Raw genomic sequence first — 15,803 nt, 5'->3', positions numbered from 1 at the left:
CGTGAGCGATCAGGGTCCGCCGGCCCCGGGACCCCCGTTTCAGACCCCAAGACTTACAACCCTGAGAGGGATTGACGCATAGTGCTCGACGTCAACTTCTTCGACGAGCTCCGGATCGGCCTGGCCACCGCTGACGACATCCGTCAGTGGAGCCACGGCGAGGTCAAGAAGCCCGAGACCATCAACTACCGCACCCTCAAGCCCGAAAAGGACGGACTCTTCTGCGAGAAGATCTTCGGTCCGACCCGGGACTGGGAGTGCTACTGCGGCAAGTACAAGCGCGTCCGCTTCAAGGGCATCATCTGTGAGCGCTGCGGTGTCGAGGTGACTCGCGCCAAGGTGCGCCGTGAGCGGATGGGCCACATCGAGCTGGCCGCTCCCGTCACGCACATCTGGTACTTCAAGGGCGTTCCCTCGCGCCTCGGCTACCTGCTCGACCTCGCTCCGAAGGACCTGGAGAAGGTCATCTACTTCGCGGCGTACATGATCACGTACGTCGACGAGGAGCGCCGTACGCGCGACCTGCCCTCCCTGGAGGCGCACGTCTCCGTCGAGCGGCAGCAGATCGAGAACCGCCGGGACGCCGACCTGGAGGCCCGCGCCAAGAAGCTCGAAACCGACCTGGCCGAGCTGGAGGCCGAGGGCGCCAAGGCCGACGTGCGCCGCAAGGTGCGCGAGGGCGCCGAGCGTGAGATGAAGCAACTGCGCGACCGTGCGCAGCGCGAGATCGACCGTCTCGACGAGGTGTGGACCCGGTTCAAGAACCTCAAGGTCCAGGACCTGGAGGGCGACGAGCTCCTCTACCGCGAGCTGCGTGACCGCTTCGGCACGTACTTCGACGGTTCGATGGGCGCCGCGGCGCTGCAGAAGCGCCTGGAGTCCTTCGACCTGGACGAGGAGGCCGAGCGCCTCCGCGAGATCATCCGTACCGGCAAGGGCCAGAAGAAGACCCGTGCGCTCAAGCGCCTGAAGGTCGTCTCCGCGTTCCTGCAGACCAGCAACAGCCCCAAGGGCATGGTGCTCGACTGCGTGCCGGTCATCCCGCCGGACCTGCGTCCGATGGTGCAGCTGGACGGTGGCCGCTTCGCGACCTCCGACCTGAACGACCTGTACCGCCGTGTCATCAACCGCAACAACCGTCTGAAGAGGCTCCTGGACCTCGGTGCCCCGGAGATCATCGTCAACAACGAGAAGCGCATGCTTCAGGAGGCTGTTGACGCCCTCTTCGACAACGGCCGCCGCGGCCGTCCGGTCACCGGCCCGGGCAACCGTCCCCTGAAGTCCCTCAGCGACATGCTGAAGGGCAAGCAGGGCCGCTTCCGTCAGAACCTGCTCGGCAAGCGCGTCGACTACTCGGCCCGTTCCGTGATCGTCGTCGGTCCGCAGCTGAAGCTGCACCAGTGCGGTCTGCCCAAGGCGATGGCGCTGGAGCTGTTCAAGCCGTTCGTGATGAAGCGTCTGGTGGACCTGAACCACGCGCAGAACATCAAGAGCGCCAAGCGCATGGTCGAGCGCGGCCGTACGGTCGTGTACGACGTGCTGGAAGAGGTCATCGCGGAGCACCCGGTTCTGCTGAACCGTGCGCCCACGCTGCACCGCCTCGGCATCCAGGCCTTCGAGCCGCAGCTGGTCGAGGGCAAGGCCATCCAGATCCACCCGCTCGTCTGCACCGCGTTCAACGCGGACTTCGACGGTGACCAGATGGCCGTGCACCTGCCGCTGTCCGCGGAGGCGCAGGCCGAGGCCCGCATCCTGATGCTGTCCTCGAACAACATCCTCAAGCCCGCCGACGGTCGTCCGGTGACGATGCCGACCCAGGACATGGTCCTCGGTCTGTTCTTCCTCACCACCGACGGCGAGATGCGGGAGGTCAAGGGCGAGGAGCGTTCGTTCTCGTCCGTGGCCGAGGCGATCATGGCGTTCGACGCCGGCGAGCTGTCGCTGCAGTCGCGCGTGGACATCCGCTTCCCGGTGGGCACCATCCCGCCGCGCGGCTGGACCCCGCCGGCGCAGGAGGAGGGCGAGCCGGAGTGGCAGCAGGGTGACAGCTTCCGGCTGACCACCACGCTGGGCCGCGCGCTCTTCAACGAACTGCTGCCCGAGGACTACCCGTTCGTCGACTACGAGGTCGGCAAGAAGCAGCTCTCCGAGATCGTCAACGACCTCGCCGAGCGCTACCCCAAGGTCATCGTGGCGGCGACGCTCGACAACCTGAAGGCGGCCGGCTTCTACTGGGCGACCCGTTCCGGTGTCACCGTGGCCATCTCCGACGTCGTCGTCCCCGAGGCGAAGAAGGAGATCGTCGCCAAGTGGGAGGCCGCGGACGAGAAGATCCAGAAGCAGTACGAGCGCGGTCTGATCACCAAGGACGAGCGCACCCAGGAGCTCATCGGGATCTGGACCAACGCGACCAACGAGGTCGCCGAGGCCATGAACGACAACTTCCCGAAGACCAACCCCATCTTCATGATGGTGAACTCGGGTGCCCGAGGAAACATGATGCAGATGCGCCAGATCGCCGGTATGCGCGGTCTGGTGTCGAACGCCAAGAACGAGACCATCCCGCGGCCCATCAAGGCGTCGTTCCGTGAGGGTCTGTCCGTGCTGGAGTACTTCATCTCCACGCACGGTGCCCGTAAGGGTCTGGCGGACACCGCTCTGCGTACCGCCGACTCGGGTTACCTCACCCGTCGTCTGGTCGACGTCTCGCAGGACGTCATCATCCGCGAGGAGGACTGCGGCACCGAGCGCGGCCTCAAGCTGGCGATCGCCGAGCGCGGCGCGGACGGCGTGCTGCGCAAGACGGAGAACGTCGAGACGTCCGTGTACGCGCGCTGCCTCGCCGAGGACATCGTCGTCGACGGCAGGGTGCTGGCCCCGGCCGGTACCGACCTCGGTGACGTGCTCATCGACGAGCTGGTCAAGTACGGGGTCGAGACGGTCAAGACCCGCTCGGTCCTGACCTGTGAGTCCGCCGTCGGCACCTGCGCCATGTGCTACGGCCGCTCGCTGGCCACCGGCAAGCTGGTCGACATCGGTGAGGCGGTCGGCATCATCGCCGCCCAGTCCATCGGTGAGCCCGGTACCCAGCTGACGATGCGTACCTTCCACACCGGTGGTGTGGCCGGTGACGACATCACCCAGGGTCTGCCCCGTGTCGTCGAGCTCTTCGAGGCCCGTACGCCCAAGGGTGTCGCCCCGATCTCCGAGGCCTCCGGCCGCGTGCGGATCGAGGAGACCGAGAAGACCAAGAAGCTCGTCGTCACCCCGGACGACGGCAGCGACGAGACGGCGTACCCGATCTCGAAGCGCGCCAAGGTCCTGGTCCGTGAGGGCGACCACGTCGAGGTGGGCCAGCAGCTCACCGTGGGTGCCACCAACCCGCACGACGTGCTGCGCATCCTGGGTCAGCGTGCCGTCCAGGTCCACCTGGTCGGCGAGGTCCAGAAGGTCTACAACTCGCAGGGCGTGTCGATCCACGACAAGCACATCGAGATCATCATCCGGCAGATGCTGCGCCGTGTGACGATCATCGAGTCCGGCGACGCCGAGCTGCTGCCCGGCGAGCTCGTGGAGCGCTCGAAGTTCGAGACCGAGAACCGTCGTGTGGTCCAGGAAGGCGGCCACCCGGCCTCCGGCCGTCCGCAGCTGATGGGTATCACCAAGGCCTCGCTGGCGACCGAGTCGTGGCTGTCGGCGGCGTCCTTCCAGGAGACGACCAGGGTCCTCACGGACGCGGCGATCAACGCCAAGTCCGACTCCCTGATCGGCCTCAAGGAGAACGTCATCATCGGTAAGCTCATCCCGGCCGGTACGGGTCTGTCCCGCTACCGCAACATCCGGGTCGAGCCGACCGAGGAGGCCAAGGCCGCGATGTACTCGGCCGTGGGCTACGACGACATCGACTACTCGCCGTTCGGCACGGGCTCCGGCCAGGCCGTGCCGCTGGAGGACTACGACTACGGTCCGTACAACCAGTAAGGCGTACGTCTGACGTACTGAAGGGCGGTCACCCTGTGGGTGACCGCCCTTCGGCGTGTCAGCGGGCTGTCAGCGGCGCGTCATGTGCCGCTGGGCTCTGGGGAGTTGGGCCTGCGGGACCTGCCGTAGAGAAGATCGCGGGCCGTGGGTGAGAAGATCAGGTACGGCACGGGGTCTTGACATGTTCCGCGTGGCGATGCGGGCGGCGCCCATTTGTTTTGACCGCAGCGAATGAGGTAGGTACGCTCAGACCTTGTGCCTGGGGTGTGCCCTGGCTCCCGTGTGTGCCATCAACCGCATGGCGAGCCGTCACCGGCCACCGTAATCTGCGCCCTTTTCGCCTTGCGGCGGGAGTCTGCGGGATTCGACACACCCGACCGCGTGGGTCGGCGACGTTCCAGGTTAGCTGTACCCATCGGCACACAGAAACCGGAGAAGTAGTGCCTACGATCCAGCAGCTGGTCCGGAAGGGCCGGCAGGACAAGGTCGAGAAGAACAAGACGCCCGCACTTGAGGGTTCCCCTCAGCGTCGGGGCGTCTGCACGCGTGTGTTCACGACCACCCCGAAGAAGCCGAACTCGGCCCTGCGTAAGGTCGCGCGTGTGCGTCTGACCAGCGGGATCGAGGTCACCGCTTACATTCCGGGTGAGGGTCACAACCTGCAGGAGCACTCCATCGTGCTCGTGCGCGGTGGCCGTGTGAAGGACCTGCCGGGTGTTCGCTACAAGATCATCCGTGGTTCGCTCGACACCCAGGGTGTCAAGAACCGCAAGCAGGCCCGCAGCCGTTACGGCGCCAAGAAGGAGAAGTAAGAATGCCTCGTAAGGGCCCTGCCCCGAAGCGCCCGGTCATCATCGACCCGGTCTACGGTTCTCCTCTTGTCACCTCGCTCATCAACAAGGTGCTGCTGAACGGCAAGCGCTCCACCGCCGAGCGCATCGTGTACGGCGCCATGGAGGGCCTGCGCGACAAGACCGGCAACGACCCGGTCATCACGCTCAAGCGCGCCCTTGAGAACATCAAGCCGACCCTTGAGGTCAAGTCCCGCCGTGTCGGTGGCGCCACCTACCAGGTTCCGGTCGAGGTCAAGCCCGGCCGTGCCAACACCCTGGCGCTGCGCTGGCTGGTCGGTTACTCCCGCGCCCGTCGCGAGAAGACCATGACCGAGCGTCTGCTCAACGAACTCCTCGACGCCTCCAACGGCCTTGGTGCCGCTGTGAAGAAGCGCGAGGACACGCACAAGATGGCCGAGTCCAACAAGGCCTTCGCGCACTACCGCTGGTAGTCGCAGACCCCATCGAGACCGAGAGAAGACTGAAGCCTTATGGCTACCACTTCGCTTGACCTGGCCAGGGTCCGCAACATCGGGATCATGGCCCACATCGACGCGGGCAAGACGACCACCACCGAGCGGATCCTGTTCTACACCGGTGTTTCGTACAAGATCGGTGAAGTCCACGACGGCGCTGCCACCATGGACTGGATGGAGCAGGAGCAGGAGCGTGGCATCACGATCACCTCTGCTGCCACTACCTGTCACTGGCCGCTGGACAACGTCGACCACACCATCAACATCATCGACACCCCGGGGCACGTCGACTTCACCGTCGAGGTGGAGCGCTCCCTGCGCGTGCTCGACGGTGCTGTGACGGTGTTCGACGGCGTTGCCGGCGTCGAGCCCCAGTCCGAGACGGTGTGGCGTCAGGCGGACCGCTACGGCGTTCCGCGTATCTGCTTCGTCAACAAGCTGGACCGTACCGGCGCCGAGTTCCACCGCTGCGTGGACATGATCTCGGACCGCCTGGGCGCCCAGCCCCTCGTCATGCAGCTCCCGATCGGCGCCGAGGCCGACTTCAAGGGCGTCGTGGACCTGGTCCGCATGAAGGCGCTCGTGTGGTCCGCCGAGGCCGCCAAGGGCGAGATGTACGACGTCGTCGACATCCCGGCCACGCACACCGAGGCTGCCGAGGAGTACCGCGGCAAGCTGATCGAGGCCGTCGCGGAGAACGACGAAGAGATCATGGAGCTGTACCTGGAGGGCGAGGAGCCCACCGAGGAGCAGCTGTACGCCGCGATCCGTCGCATCACCATCGCCTCCGGCAAGTCCAGCGACACCACGGTCACCCCGGTGTTCTGTGGCACCGCGTTCAAGAACAAGGGCGTCCAGCCCCTGCTCGACGCGGTCGTGCGCTACCTCCCCACCCCGCTTGACGTCGAGGCCATCGAGGGCCGCGCCGTCAACGACCCGGACGAGGTCATCAAGCGCAAGCCGTCCGACGACGAGCCGCTGTCCGCGCTGGCGTTCAAGATCATGAGCGACCCGCACCTCGGCAAGCTCACCTTCGTCCGGGTCTACTCGGGCCGCCTGGAGTCCGGCACGCAGGTGCTGAACTCCGTCAAGGGCAAGAAGGAGCGCATCGGCAAGATCTACCGCATGCACGCCAACAAGCGTGAGGAGATCGACTCGGTGGGCGCCGGCGACATCGTCGCCGTCATGGGCCTGAAGCAGACCACCACCGGTGAGACGCTGAGCGACGACAAGAGCCCGGTCATCCTGGAGTCCATGGACTTCCCGGCGCCGGTCATCCAGGTCGCCATCGAGCCCAAGTCCAAGGGTGACCAGGAGAAGCTGGGTGTCGCCATCCAGCGTCTCGCGGAGGAGGACCCCTCCTTCCAGGTCCACTCCGACGAGGAGACCGGCCAGACCATCATCGGTGGCATGGGCGAGCTGCACCTTGAGGTGCTGGTCGACCGTATGCGCCGTGAGTTCAAGGTCGAGGCCAACGTCGGCAAGCCGCAGGTCGCGTACCGCGAGACGATCCGCAAGGCCGTCGAGCGCGTCGACTACACGCACAAGAAGCAGACTGGTGGTACCGGCCAGTTCGCCAAGGTGCAGATCGCGATCGAGCCCCTTGAGGGCGGCGACACGTCGTACGAGTTCGTGAACAAGGTGACCGGTGGCCGTATCCCGAAGGAGTACATCCCTTCGGTCGACGCCGGTGCGCAGGAGGCCATGCAGTTCGGCATCCTCGCCGGTTACGAGATGACCGGCGTCCGCGTCACGCTGATCGACGGTGCCTACCACGAGGTCGACTCCTCCGAGCTGGCGTTCAAGATCGCCGGTTCGCAGGCCTTCAAGGAGGCCGCGCGCAAGGCCAGCCCCGTGCTGCTGGAGCCGATGATGGCCGTAGAGGTCACCACGCCCGAGGACTACATGGGTGAGGTCATCGGCGACATCAACTCCCGTCGTGGCCAGATCCAGGCCATGGAGGAGCGTGCCGGTGCCCGCGTCGTGAAGGGCCTGGTTCCGCTGTCGGAGATGTTCGGCTACGTCGGCGACCTCCGCAGCAAGACGTCGGGTCGCGCGAGCTACTCGATGCAGTTCGACTCCTACGCCGAGGTTCCGCGGAACGTCGCCGAGGAGATCATCGCGAAGGCCAAGGGCGAGTAACGTACCCCGTTCACACGCCGTAGGCTTGACTCCGGAGCCTTGAGGGGTATTCACCCGCATTCGCGGGGGAATGCCCCGGGGCCCGGGCTTTCCAGCAAAGATCACCTGGCGCCGATGAAGTAAGGCGTACAGAACCACTCCACAGGAGGACCCCAGTGGCGAAGGCGAAGTTCGAGCGGACTAAGCCGCACGTCAACATCGGCACCATCGGTCACATTGACCACGGTAAGACGACCCTCACGGCCGCCATTACCAAGGTGCTGCATGACGCGTTCCCGGACCTGAACGAGGCCTCGGCGTTCGACCAGATCGACAAGGCTCCTGAGGAGCGCCAGCGCGGTATCACCATCTCCATCGCGCACGTCGAGTACCAGACGGAGACCCGTCACTACGCCCACGTCGACTGCCCCGGTCACGCGGACTACATCAAGAACATGATCACCGGTGCTGCCCAGATGGACGGCGCCATCCTCGTGGTCGCCGCCACGGACGGCCCGATGCCGCAGACCAAGGAGCACGTGCTCCTGGCCCGCCAGGTCGGCGTTCCGTACATCGTCGTCGCCCTGAACAAGGCCGACATGGTGGACGACGAGGAGATCATGGAGCTCGTCGAGCTTGAGGTCCGTGAGCTGCTCTCCGAGTACGAGTTCCCGGGCGACGACCTTCCGGTCGTCCGTGTCTCGGCGCTCAAGGCTCTTGAGGGCGACAAGGAGTGGGGCAACTCCGTCCTTGAGCTGATGAAGGCCGTCGACGAGTCGATCCCGGAGCCGGAGCGCGACGTCGACAAGCCGTTCCTGATGCCGATCGAGGACGTCTTCACGATCACCGGTCGCGGTACGGTCGTCACCGGCCGTATCGAGCGTGGTGTCCTGAAGGTCAACGAGACCGTGGACATCATCGGCATCAAGACCGAGAAGACCACCACCACGGTCACCGGCATCGAGATGTTCCGCAAGCTGCTCGACGAGGGCCAGGCCGGTGAGAACGTCGGTCTGCTGCTCCGCGGCATCAAGCGCGAGGACGTCGAGCGCGGCCAGGTCATCATCAAGCCGGGCTCGGTCACCCCGCACACCGAGTTCGAGGCGCAGGCCTACATCCTCTCCAAGGACGAGGGTGGCCGCCACACGCCGTTCTTCAACAACTACCGTCCGCAGTTCTACTTCCGTACGACGGACGTGACCGGCGTCGTGACCCTCCCCGAGGGCACCGAGATGGTCATGCCGGGTGACAACACCGAGATGAAGGTGGAGCTCATCCAGCCCGTCGCCATGGAGGAGGGCCTCAAGTTCGCCATCCGTGAGGGTGGCCGGACCGTGGGCGCCGGCCAGGTCACCAAGATCAACAAGTAAGTTCGCTTGCTTGACGGTCAGTTGACCTGGTAGCTCCATCGCGAGCTCCTGAAGGGGCCCGTACGACTTCGGTCGTGCGGGCCCCTTTGCTGTTGTGTGTGGGCTGTTACGAAAGTATTCGGCGCGTTCGACCCGTTGTTCCCACCCTGCACTCCCCTCACCATGTGGCATACCGCTGAGCACATACCGACCGAGGGGTGGGGCATGTCCGGACGCGTCAGCCGTAGAGCCGTTCTCGGAGCGGGGGCAGGGCTCGCGACGCTTCCCGCGTTATCGGGGGTCGCGTGGGCGGAGGGGGCCACGCCACGGCTGACGGATCCGGGGGAGTACATCTCCTTCGCGCCGAGTGCGGGCGCCTTCTCGCTTGTGGGCGCCCCCGTCGTCGTCAGTCCCGAGGACCACCCCGGAGTCGTACGGGTCGCGGGGGACCTCCGCGACGACATCGAGCGGGTGACGGGTGTGCGGCCCGGCGGCTCGATCGCGCGTGAGGCGGTCCTTGTCGGGACGATCGGGCACAGCCCCCTGATCGACGGGTTGGTGGCGTCGGGCAAGCTCGACGTGAGCGGGGTGCGCGGCCGCTGGGAGACCTCGCTGCAGGCTGTGGTCGAGCGGCCCATGCCGGGAGTCGAGCGGGCGTTCGTCATCGCGGGCAGCGATCCGCGCGGCACGATCTTCGGGGCGTACGACGTCTCGTACGGCATCGGGGTCTCGCCCTGGTACTGGTGGGACGACGTACCGCCGGCCCACCGGGACGAGGTGTACGTCCTGCCGGGACGGTTCAGCCAGGGCACGCCGGCGGTGAGGTACCGAGGTGTGTTCATCAACGACGAGAACCCGGCGCTGGGGACGTGGGCACCCCGGTACTTCGGTCCCGGGAAGGCGCCGGGTCACCCCGGAGGCTTCACCGCGGACTTCTGGGCCAAGGTCTTCGAGGTGCTGCTGCGGTTGAAGGGGAACTACCTCTGGCCCGCGGTGTGGGGGAGGGCCTTCGCCGAGGACGATCCGGAGAACCACGCGCGGGCGAAGGAATACGGTGTTGTCATGGGCACGTCTCACGAGGCGCCCATGATGCGGGGCATCGAGGAGTGGAACCGGCATGCGGTCCCCGCGGTGAGGGATTCCTCGGGCGCCATCGTGAAGCCGGGGAGCGATCCGTACGGTGGCACGGGCGAGTGGTCGTACCGGCGCAACGCCGAAGCCATCAAGGCGTACTGGCGTGACGGCATCCGGCGCATGGTCGAGCAGGACTTCGAGGGCGTGGTCACGCTCGGCATGCGGGGGAACGGGGACACCAGCCTCCCGGACGGCGACGGCATCGAACTCATGCAGGAGATCATCGCGACCCAGCGGGAGATCATCGCGGAGGTCACCGGGCGGCCGGTGGAGGAGACCCCGCAGGTGTGGACCCTCTACAAGGAAGTCCAGCGCTACTGGGACCGCGGGCTGCGCGCGCCCGACGACGTGACGGTGGTCCTGACGGACGACAACTGGGGCAACATCCGCAAGCACCCGGACCCGCGGGAGCCGCGAGGCGGTGGCTACGGCCTGTACTACCACTTCGACTACGTGGGCGTGGGCCGCAACTACAAGTGGGTCGACACCGCCAACCTCGCCAACCTCTGGGACCAGCTCCACCAGGCGCACGCGTACGGCAACCACGGGCTGTGGGTGACGAACGTGGGCGATCTGAAGGGCAACGAGCTGCCGACCGAGTTCTTCCTGAACTACGCCTGGAATCCGGGGCGTTGGGGGCTGGAAGACCTTGAGGAGTGGGAGCTGCGCTACGCGCGGCAGAACTTCGGGCCGGCGGAGGCCGGGGCCATCGCCGCCGTGCTCGCCGAGTACGGGCAGCTCCAGGCCCGCCGCAAGCCGGAGCTGCTGAACCGCCGGATCACGCTGAATCCGGCGAAGGACCCGGCCAAGGACGAGTCGGCGGTCGTGTACGACGACCAGGAGACACCGTTCCACTTCGGCCACTGTGAGCTGGAGCGGGTCACGGAGGAGTGGCGGACACTGGCGAAGACGGCGGACCGGATCGGGCGCCGGCTTCCGGCGAGGACGCGGGACGCGTGGTTCGAGCTGGTCGGCTACCAGGTGCAGGCGACCGCGAACGTGTACGCGTTGCGGGAGGCCGAGTTCACGAACCTGCTGTACGCGGCCCAGGGCCGGGCCGCCACGAACGACCGGGCGGCGGAGGCGGAGGCCGGCCTGGAGCGTGACTTCGCCCTGGCCCGCCGCTTCAACACCGAGGTGGCGGGCGGCAAATGGGACGGCTTCCAGACGCAGCCGCACATCGGCTACGGGGACGTGGAGCGGTACGGACCGAACGCGGGCTGGCAGCAGCCGGAGAAGGACAATGTGGCGCTGCCGGACGAGATCTTCCCCAAGGTGAAGCGGATCGAGGTGCCGTCCGGGGCTGAGCTGGGGGTCGCGGTCGACGGTTCGCTGGACTCGGGGGAGTGGTGGCCCGGGGGTGCGGCGGGCGCGGCCGTACTGCCGGTGTTCAGCCCGTACCAGACCCGCCCCGACCAGTACATCGAGGTGTTCAACCGGGGCCGTACGCCCTTCGAGTACCGGATCGAGCCGGCGGTCCCGTGGCTGCGGGCGGACCGTCCGCGCGGCCGGGTCGAGCAGCAGGTGCGGGTGGTGCTGCTCGTGGACTGGGCGCGGGTGCCGGAGGGTGGCGCGGAGGGTTCCGTGGTCGTACGCGGCGCCGGTTCCTCGGTGACCGTCAAGGCCGTGGCCGAGAAGCCGTCGCCACGAGGACCGCGGGGCTTCGTGGAGGCGGGCGGATATGTGGCCATCGACGCGGAGCACTGTGCGCGGGCGGTCGGGGCGAGGGACGTGCGCTGGCAACGGCTCGACCGGATCGGGCGAACGGGAGCGGGAATGACCCCGTGGCCCGTCACGGCGGCGCGCCGGACGCCGGGCCGGTCGGCGTCACCGCGACTGGAGTACGAGGTGACGCTGCTGTCGGCGGGCGAGGTGACGCTCTGGTCGTACCTCTCCCCCCGGAACCCGACGCTGGTGACGGGCGGCCCGCGGTACGGGGTGTCGTTCGACGACGCCGAGCCGCAGATCGTCGACATCACCGCGGTCACGGGCGCCGACGACGGCCTGATGAACAAGCAGTGGGCGCGCAACACGTCGGACAACGTCAATGTGACGGCGACGAGACACACGATCGGGCGGGCCGGTGTGCACCGCCTGAAGTTCTGGATGGTCGACCCGACGGTGGTGCTGCAACGGCTGGTGATCGACACGGGCGGTCTGACGCCGACGTACCTGGGCCCGCCGGAGAGCCACCGCGTCCGTTGAGCCGGAAAGCTCTCCAGCTGAGCTCCAGGTTTGACCTACGTCACCCTCCGGGTACCCTCTACGGCCCGATTGGCCAGCGCCGTGCCCCGTATGGCAGACTAGCGGGGTTGCTCGGTCGAGTGTTGATGCTGCGCGCCTCCCGCCGGGAGGACTGGAAGCGAGTCCCACAGTACTCGTCGCCCCAACTGCCGTAAGGCAGCGCTGGGGCGGACGTACGGGAATCTTCCGGGAAGCGTGGGCGCGGCACCGGCCAGGCACCCGGTGGGCCTTCGGCAGGGGAAAGACGCTGCTTTGCCTCCGGTCCGCGGTTCTGGTAGGGCCGCGCCACCCCGGCAGGGATGTTCGGACAAGGGACATCCGTGTCAGCGGGAGCGCGACACGCCCGACCGCGTGGGTCGGAGGAAGTCAAGGGAACACCGGGTTCCGGAGCGTAAAGAGAGACAGGACTACGAAGTAGCCATGGCGGGACAGAAGATCCGCATCCGGCTCAAGGCCTACGACCACGAGGTCATCGACTCCTCGGCGAAGAAGATCGTCGAGACGGTGACCCGTACTGGTGCGTCGGTCGCGGGCCCGGTGCCGCTGCCCACTGAGAAGAACGTGTACTGCGTCATCAAGTCGCCGCACAAGTACAAGGACTCGCGCGAGCACTTCGAGATGCGCACGCACAAGCGCCTGATCGACATTCTCGACCCCACCCCCAAGACCGTTGACTCTCTGATGCGACTCGACCTGCCGGCCGGTGTCGACATCGAGATCAAGCTCTGAGGGTCGGTGAGCTGAGAATGACCAAGCAGATCAAGGGCATCCTGGGCGAGAAGCTCGGCATGACGCAGGTGTGGGACGAGAACAACCGCGTTGTTCCCGTCACCGTCGTCAAGGCCAGCCCGAACGTCGTCACCCAGGTCCGTACGAACGACACCGACGGCTACGAGTCGGTCCAGATCGCCTTCGGCGAGATCGACCCGCGCAAGGTGAACAAGCCCCTCAAGGGCCACTTCGCCAAGGCCGACGTCACCCCGCGTCGTCACCTCGTCGAGATCCGCACCGCGGACGCCTCCGAGTACACGCTGGGCCAGGAGATCACCGCCGAGGTGTTCGAGGCCGGCGTCAAGGTCGACGTGACCGGCAAGAGCAAGGGCAAGGGCTTCGCCGGTGTCATGAAGCGCCACAACTTCGGTGGCCTCGGCGCCGGACACGGCACCCAGCGCAAGCACCGCTCTCCCGGTTCCATCGGTGGCTGCGCCACCCCGGGCCGCGTGTTCAAGGGCCTCCGCATGGCGGGTCGCATGGGCAACGAGCGGGTCACCACCCAGAACCTGACCGTCCACGCCGTTGACGCGGAGAAGGGTCTGCTGCTCATCAAGGGCGCGGTTCCCGGTCCGAACGGCGGCCTCGTCCTGGTCCGCACCGCGGCCAAGGGGGCCTGAGGTAACCGATGAGCACTGTTGACATCCTTTCGCCTGCCGGCGAGAAGGCCGGTACCGTCGAGCTCCCCGCGGAGATCTTCGGTGTGGAGAAGGTCAGCATCCCGCTGATCCACCAGGTCGTCGTCGCGCAGAACGCCGCTGCCCGTCAGGGCACGCACAAGACCAAGACCCGTGGCGAGGTCCGTGGTGGCGGCAAGAAGCCGTACCGCCAGAAGGGCACCGGCCGCGCCCGTCAGGGCTCGACCCGCGCGCCGCAGTTCGCCGGTGGTGGCGTCGTCCACGGCCCGCAGCCGCGTGACTACTCGCAGCGCACCCCGAAGAAGATGAAGGCCGCGGCCCTGCGCCACGCCCTCACCGACCGGGCCCGCGCGAACCGCATTCACGTCGTCACCGGCGTGATCGAGGGCGAGACCCCCTCCACGAAGGCCGCCAAGAGCCTGTTCGGCAAGATCTCGGAGCGCAAGAACCTGCTCCTGGTCGTCGAGCGCGCCGACGAGGCCGCGTGGCTGTCCGCCCGCAACCTGCCCCAGGTCCACATCCTGGAGCCGGGCCAGCTGAACACGTACGACGTGATCGTCTCGGACGACGTGGTCTTCACCAAGGGCGCTCTTGAGTCCTTCGTCGCCGGCCCGCAGAAGGCCAACGACACCGAAGGGAGCGAGGCCTGATGGCTACCCGTCACCCCTCCATCGCCTCGAAGGCCGCCAAGGCCGCCAAGGCCGCGCGCGTCGCCAAGGCGAAGCGCCACGCCACCGAGGGCAAGAACACCGTCGTCACCCCGGCGAGCAAGGCGTACACGGACCCCCGTGACGTCCTGCTGAAGCCGGTCGTGTCGGAGAAGAGCTACGCGCTCCTCGACGAGAACAAGTACACGTTCATCGTCGACCCGAACGCCAACAAGACCCAGATCAAGCAGGCCGTCCAGGCGGTCTTCTCGGTCAAGGTCACCGGGGTCAACACGATCAACCGCCAGGGCAAGCGCAAGCGGACCCGCACCGGCTTCGGCCAGCGCGCGTCCACCAAGCGCGCGATCGTGACCCTCGCCGAGGGCGACCGTATCGACATCTTCGGCGGTCCGACCTCCTGACGGAGGTCCGGATCGTCCGATATCGGACGAGGACTGAGAAATGGGAATCCGCAAGTACAAGCCGACTACGCCGGGCCGCCGTGGCTCCAGCGTCGCCGACTTCGTCGAGGTCACGCGGTCCACGCCGGAGAAGTCGCTGGTCCGCCCCCTGCACAGCAAGGGTGGCCGTAACAACTCCGGTCGTGTGACCGTCCGCCACCAGGGTGGTGGCCACAAGCGCGCCTACCGCGTGATCGACTTCCGTCGTCACGACAAGGACGGCGTGCCGGCGAAGGTCGCGCACATCGAGTACGACCCCAACCGCACCGCGCGCATCGCGCTCCTGCACTACGCGGACGGCGAGAAGCGCTACATCCTGGCCCCCAAGGGCCTCGGACAGGGCGACCGGATCGAGAACGGTCCCGGCGCCGACATCAAGCCCGGCAACAACCTGGCGCTCCGCAACATCCCGGTCGGTACGACGATCCACTCCGTGGAGCTTCGTCCGGGTGGCGGCGCCAAGTTCGCCCGCTCCGCCGGTGCCTCCGTGCAGCTGCTCGCGAAGGAGGGCCAGATGGCCCACCTCCGCATGCCGTCCGGTGAGATCCGCCTGGTCGACGTGCGCTGCCGCGCCACCGTCGGCGAGGTCGGCAACGCCGAGCAGAGCAACATCAACTGGGGCAAGGCCGGCCGCAAGCGCTGGCTGGGCGTCCGCCCGACCGTTCGCGGTGTGGCGATGAACCCGGTTGACCACCCCCACGGTGGTGGTGAGGGCAAGACCTCCGGTGGTCGCCACCCGGTCAGCCCCTGGGGTCAGAAGGAGGGTCGTACTCGTTCTCCCAAGAAGGCGAGCAACAAGTACATCGTCCGCCGCCGCAAGACGAACAAGAAGCGCTAGGAGCGGGTTTAGATGCCGCGCAGTCTCAAGAAGGGGCCCTTCGTCGACGAGCACCTCATCAAGAAGGTGGATGCTCAGAACGAAGCCGGTTCCAAGAACGTCATCAAGACCTGGTCCCGTCGCTCGATGATCGTCCCGGCCATGCTCGGCCACACGATCGCGGTGCACAACGGCAAGACCCACATCCCGGTGTTCGTCACCGAGTCGATGGTCGGTCACAAGCTCGGCGAGTTCTCGCCGACCCGCACCTTCCGGGGCCACGTCAAGGACGACCGGAAGTCGAAGCGCCGCTAAAGCGGATCGCATTCAG

The 15,803-nt window shown here is 66.9% G+C and carries 12 protein-coding genes; all 12 read left to right on the top strand.

Translation table 11 applies throughout. The annotated features are described in order from the left end of the window. The first annotated feature begins 81 nt into the window (after positions 1–81). The 12 genes from IE262_RS12535 to rpsS all read left to right on the top strand — a co-directional run bounded on the left by IE262_RS12535 (position 82) and on the right by rpsS (position 15,787). Positions 82–3,981: a DNA-directed RNA polymerase subunit beta' gene (locus IE262_RS12535; protein WP_134040809.1), complete on the top strand. Its 3,900-nt coding sequence runs from the start codon at positions 82–84 to the stop codon at positions 3,979–3,981. A gap of 440 nt (positions 3,982–4,421) precedes the next feature. Further along, positions 4,422–4,793, top strand: a complete 372-nt coding sequence (gene rpsL, locus IE262_RS12530) for a 30S ribosomal protein S12 (protein WP_003948652.1) — start codon at positions 4,422–4,424, stop codon at positions 4,791–4,793. Between the two features lie 2 nt (positions 4,794–4,795). Beyond that, positions 4,796–5,266 carry a 30S ribosomal protein S7 gene (gene rpsG / locus IE262_RS12525; protein WP_009330725.1) on the top strand — a complete coding sequence of 157 codons (471 nt, stop codon included), beginning with the start codon at positions 4,796–4,798 and terminating at the stop codon, positions 5,264–5,266. A gap of 39 nt (positions 5,267–5,305) precedes the next feature. Continuing rightward, on the top strand, positions 5,306–7,432 hold the full coding sequence (fusA, locus tag IE262_RS12520) for an elongation factor G (RefSeq protein ID WP_134040811.1): 2,127 nt from the start codon (positions 5,306–5,308) through the stop codon (positions 7,430–7,432). Between the two features lie 155 nt (positions 7,433–7,587). Next, positions 7,588–8,781 (top strand): elongation factor Tu, encoded by a 1,194-nt coding sequence (tuf, locus tag IE262_RS12515; protein ID WP_134040813.1) that lies wholly within the window; start codon positions 7,588–7,590, stop codon positions 8,779–8,781. A 204-nt stretch (positions 8,782–8,985) separates the two neighbouring features. Further along, entirely contained in the window at positions 8,986–12,099 is a 3,114-nt protein-coding gene (locus tag IE262_RS12510; RefSeq protein WP_189873515.1) for a glycosyl hydrolase 115 family protein, read from the top strand. Positions 12,100–12,558: 459 nt separating this feature from the next. Beyond that, positions 12,559–12,867 (top strand): 30S ribosomal protein S10, encoded by a 309-nt coding sequence (gene rpsJ, locus IE262_RS12505; RefSeq protein ID WP_003948644.1) that lies wholly within the window; start codon positions 12,559–12,561, stop codon positions 12,865–12,867. 17 nt (positions 12,868–12,884) lie between these two features. After that, the gene (rplC, locus tag IE262_RS12500) at positions 12,885–13,529 is read left to right on the top strand and encodes a 50S ribosomal protein L3 (RefSeq protein ID WP_134040818.1); all 645 of its coding nucleotides are present in this window, start codon (positions 12,885–12,887) and stop codon (positions 13,527–13,529) included. An 8-nt stretch (positions 13,530–13,537) separates the two neighbouring features. Then, on the top strand, positions 13,538–14,197 hold the full coding sequence (gene rplD / locus IE262_RS12495) for a 50S ribosomal protein L4 (RefSeq protein WP_189873513.1): 660 nt from the start codon (positions 13,538–13,540) through the stop codon (positions 14,195–14,197). After that, positions 14,197–14,616 (top strand): 50S ribosomal protein L23, encoded by a 420-nt coding sequence (gene rplW, locus IE262_RS12490; RefSeq protein WP_134040822.1) that lies wholly within the window; start codon positions 14,197–14,199, stop codon positions 14,614–14,616. Before rplD ends, rplW begins: the two co-directional genes overlap by 1 nt. A gap of 40 nt (positions 14,617–14,656) precedes the next feature. Further along, entirely contained in the window at positions 14,657–15,493 is an 837-nt protein-coding gene (gene rplB / locus IE262_RS12485; protein ID WP_131564585.1) for a 50S ribosomal protein L2, read from the top strand. 12 nt (positions 15,494–15,505) lie between these two features. Continuing rightward, positions 15,506–15,787 (top strand): 30S ribosomal protein S19, encoded by a 282-nt coding sequence (gene rpsS, locus IE262_RS12480; protein ID WP_134040824.1) that lies wholly within the window; start codon positions 15,506–15,508, stop codon positions 15,785–15,787. The last annotated feature ends 16 nt before the right edge of the window (positions 15,788–15,803 follow it).

Source organism: Streptomyces bluensis (genome assembly GCF_014650715.1).
Taxonomy (GTDB): Bacteria; Actinomycetota; Actinomycetes; order Streptomycetales; family Streptomycetaceae; genus Streptomyces; species Streptomyces bluensis.
Note: the sequence above shows the minus strand (reverse complement) of the source record. Positions and strands in the feature narration are given on the sequence as shown.

Coding starts and splice junctions, on each gene's coding strand:
- rplD (WP_189873513.1), top strand. CDS start 13,538: ATGAGCACTGTTGACATCCTTTCGCCTGCCGGCGAGAAGGCCGGTACC.
- fusA (WP_134040811.1), top strand. CDS start 5,306: ATGGCTACCACTTCGCTTGACCTGGCCAGGGTCCGCAACATCGGGATC.
- rpsG (WP_009330725.1), top strand. CDS start 4,796: ATGCCTCGTAAGGGCCCTGCCCCGAAGCGCCCGGTCATCATCGACCCG.
- rpsS (WP_134040824.1), top strand. CDS start 15,506: ATGCCGCGCAGTCTCAAGAAGGGGCCCTTCGTCGACGAGCACCTCATC.
- rplB (WP_131564585.1), top strand. CDS start 14,657: ATGGGAATCCGCAAGTACAAGCCGACTACGCCGGGCCGCCGTGGCTCC.
- rplW (WP_134040822.1), top strand. CDS start 14,197: ATGGCTACCCGTCACCCCTCCATCGCCTCGAAGGCCGCCAAGGCCGCC.
- rpsJ (WP_003948644.1), top strand. CDS start 12,559: ATGGCGGGACAGAAGATCCGCATCCGGCTCAAGGCCTACGACCACGAG.
- IE262_RS12510 (WP_189873515.1), top strand. CDS start 8,986: ATGTCCGGACGCGTCAGCCGTAGAGCCGTTCTCGGAGCGGGGGCAGGG.
- rplC (WP_134040818.1), top strand. CDS start 12,885: ATGACCAAGCAGATCAAGGGCATCCTGGGCGAGAAGCTCGGCATGACG.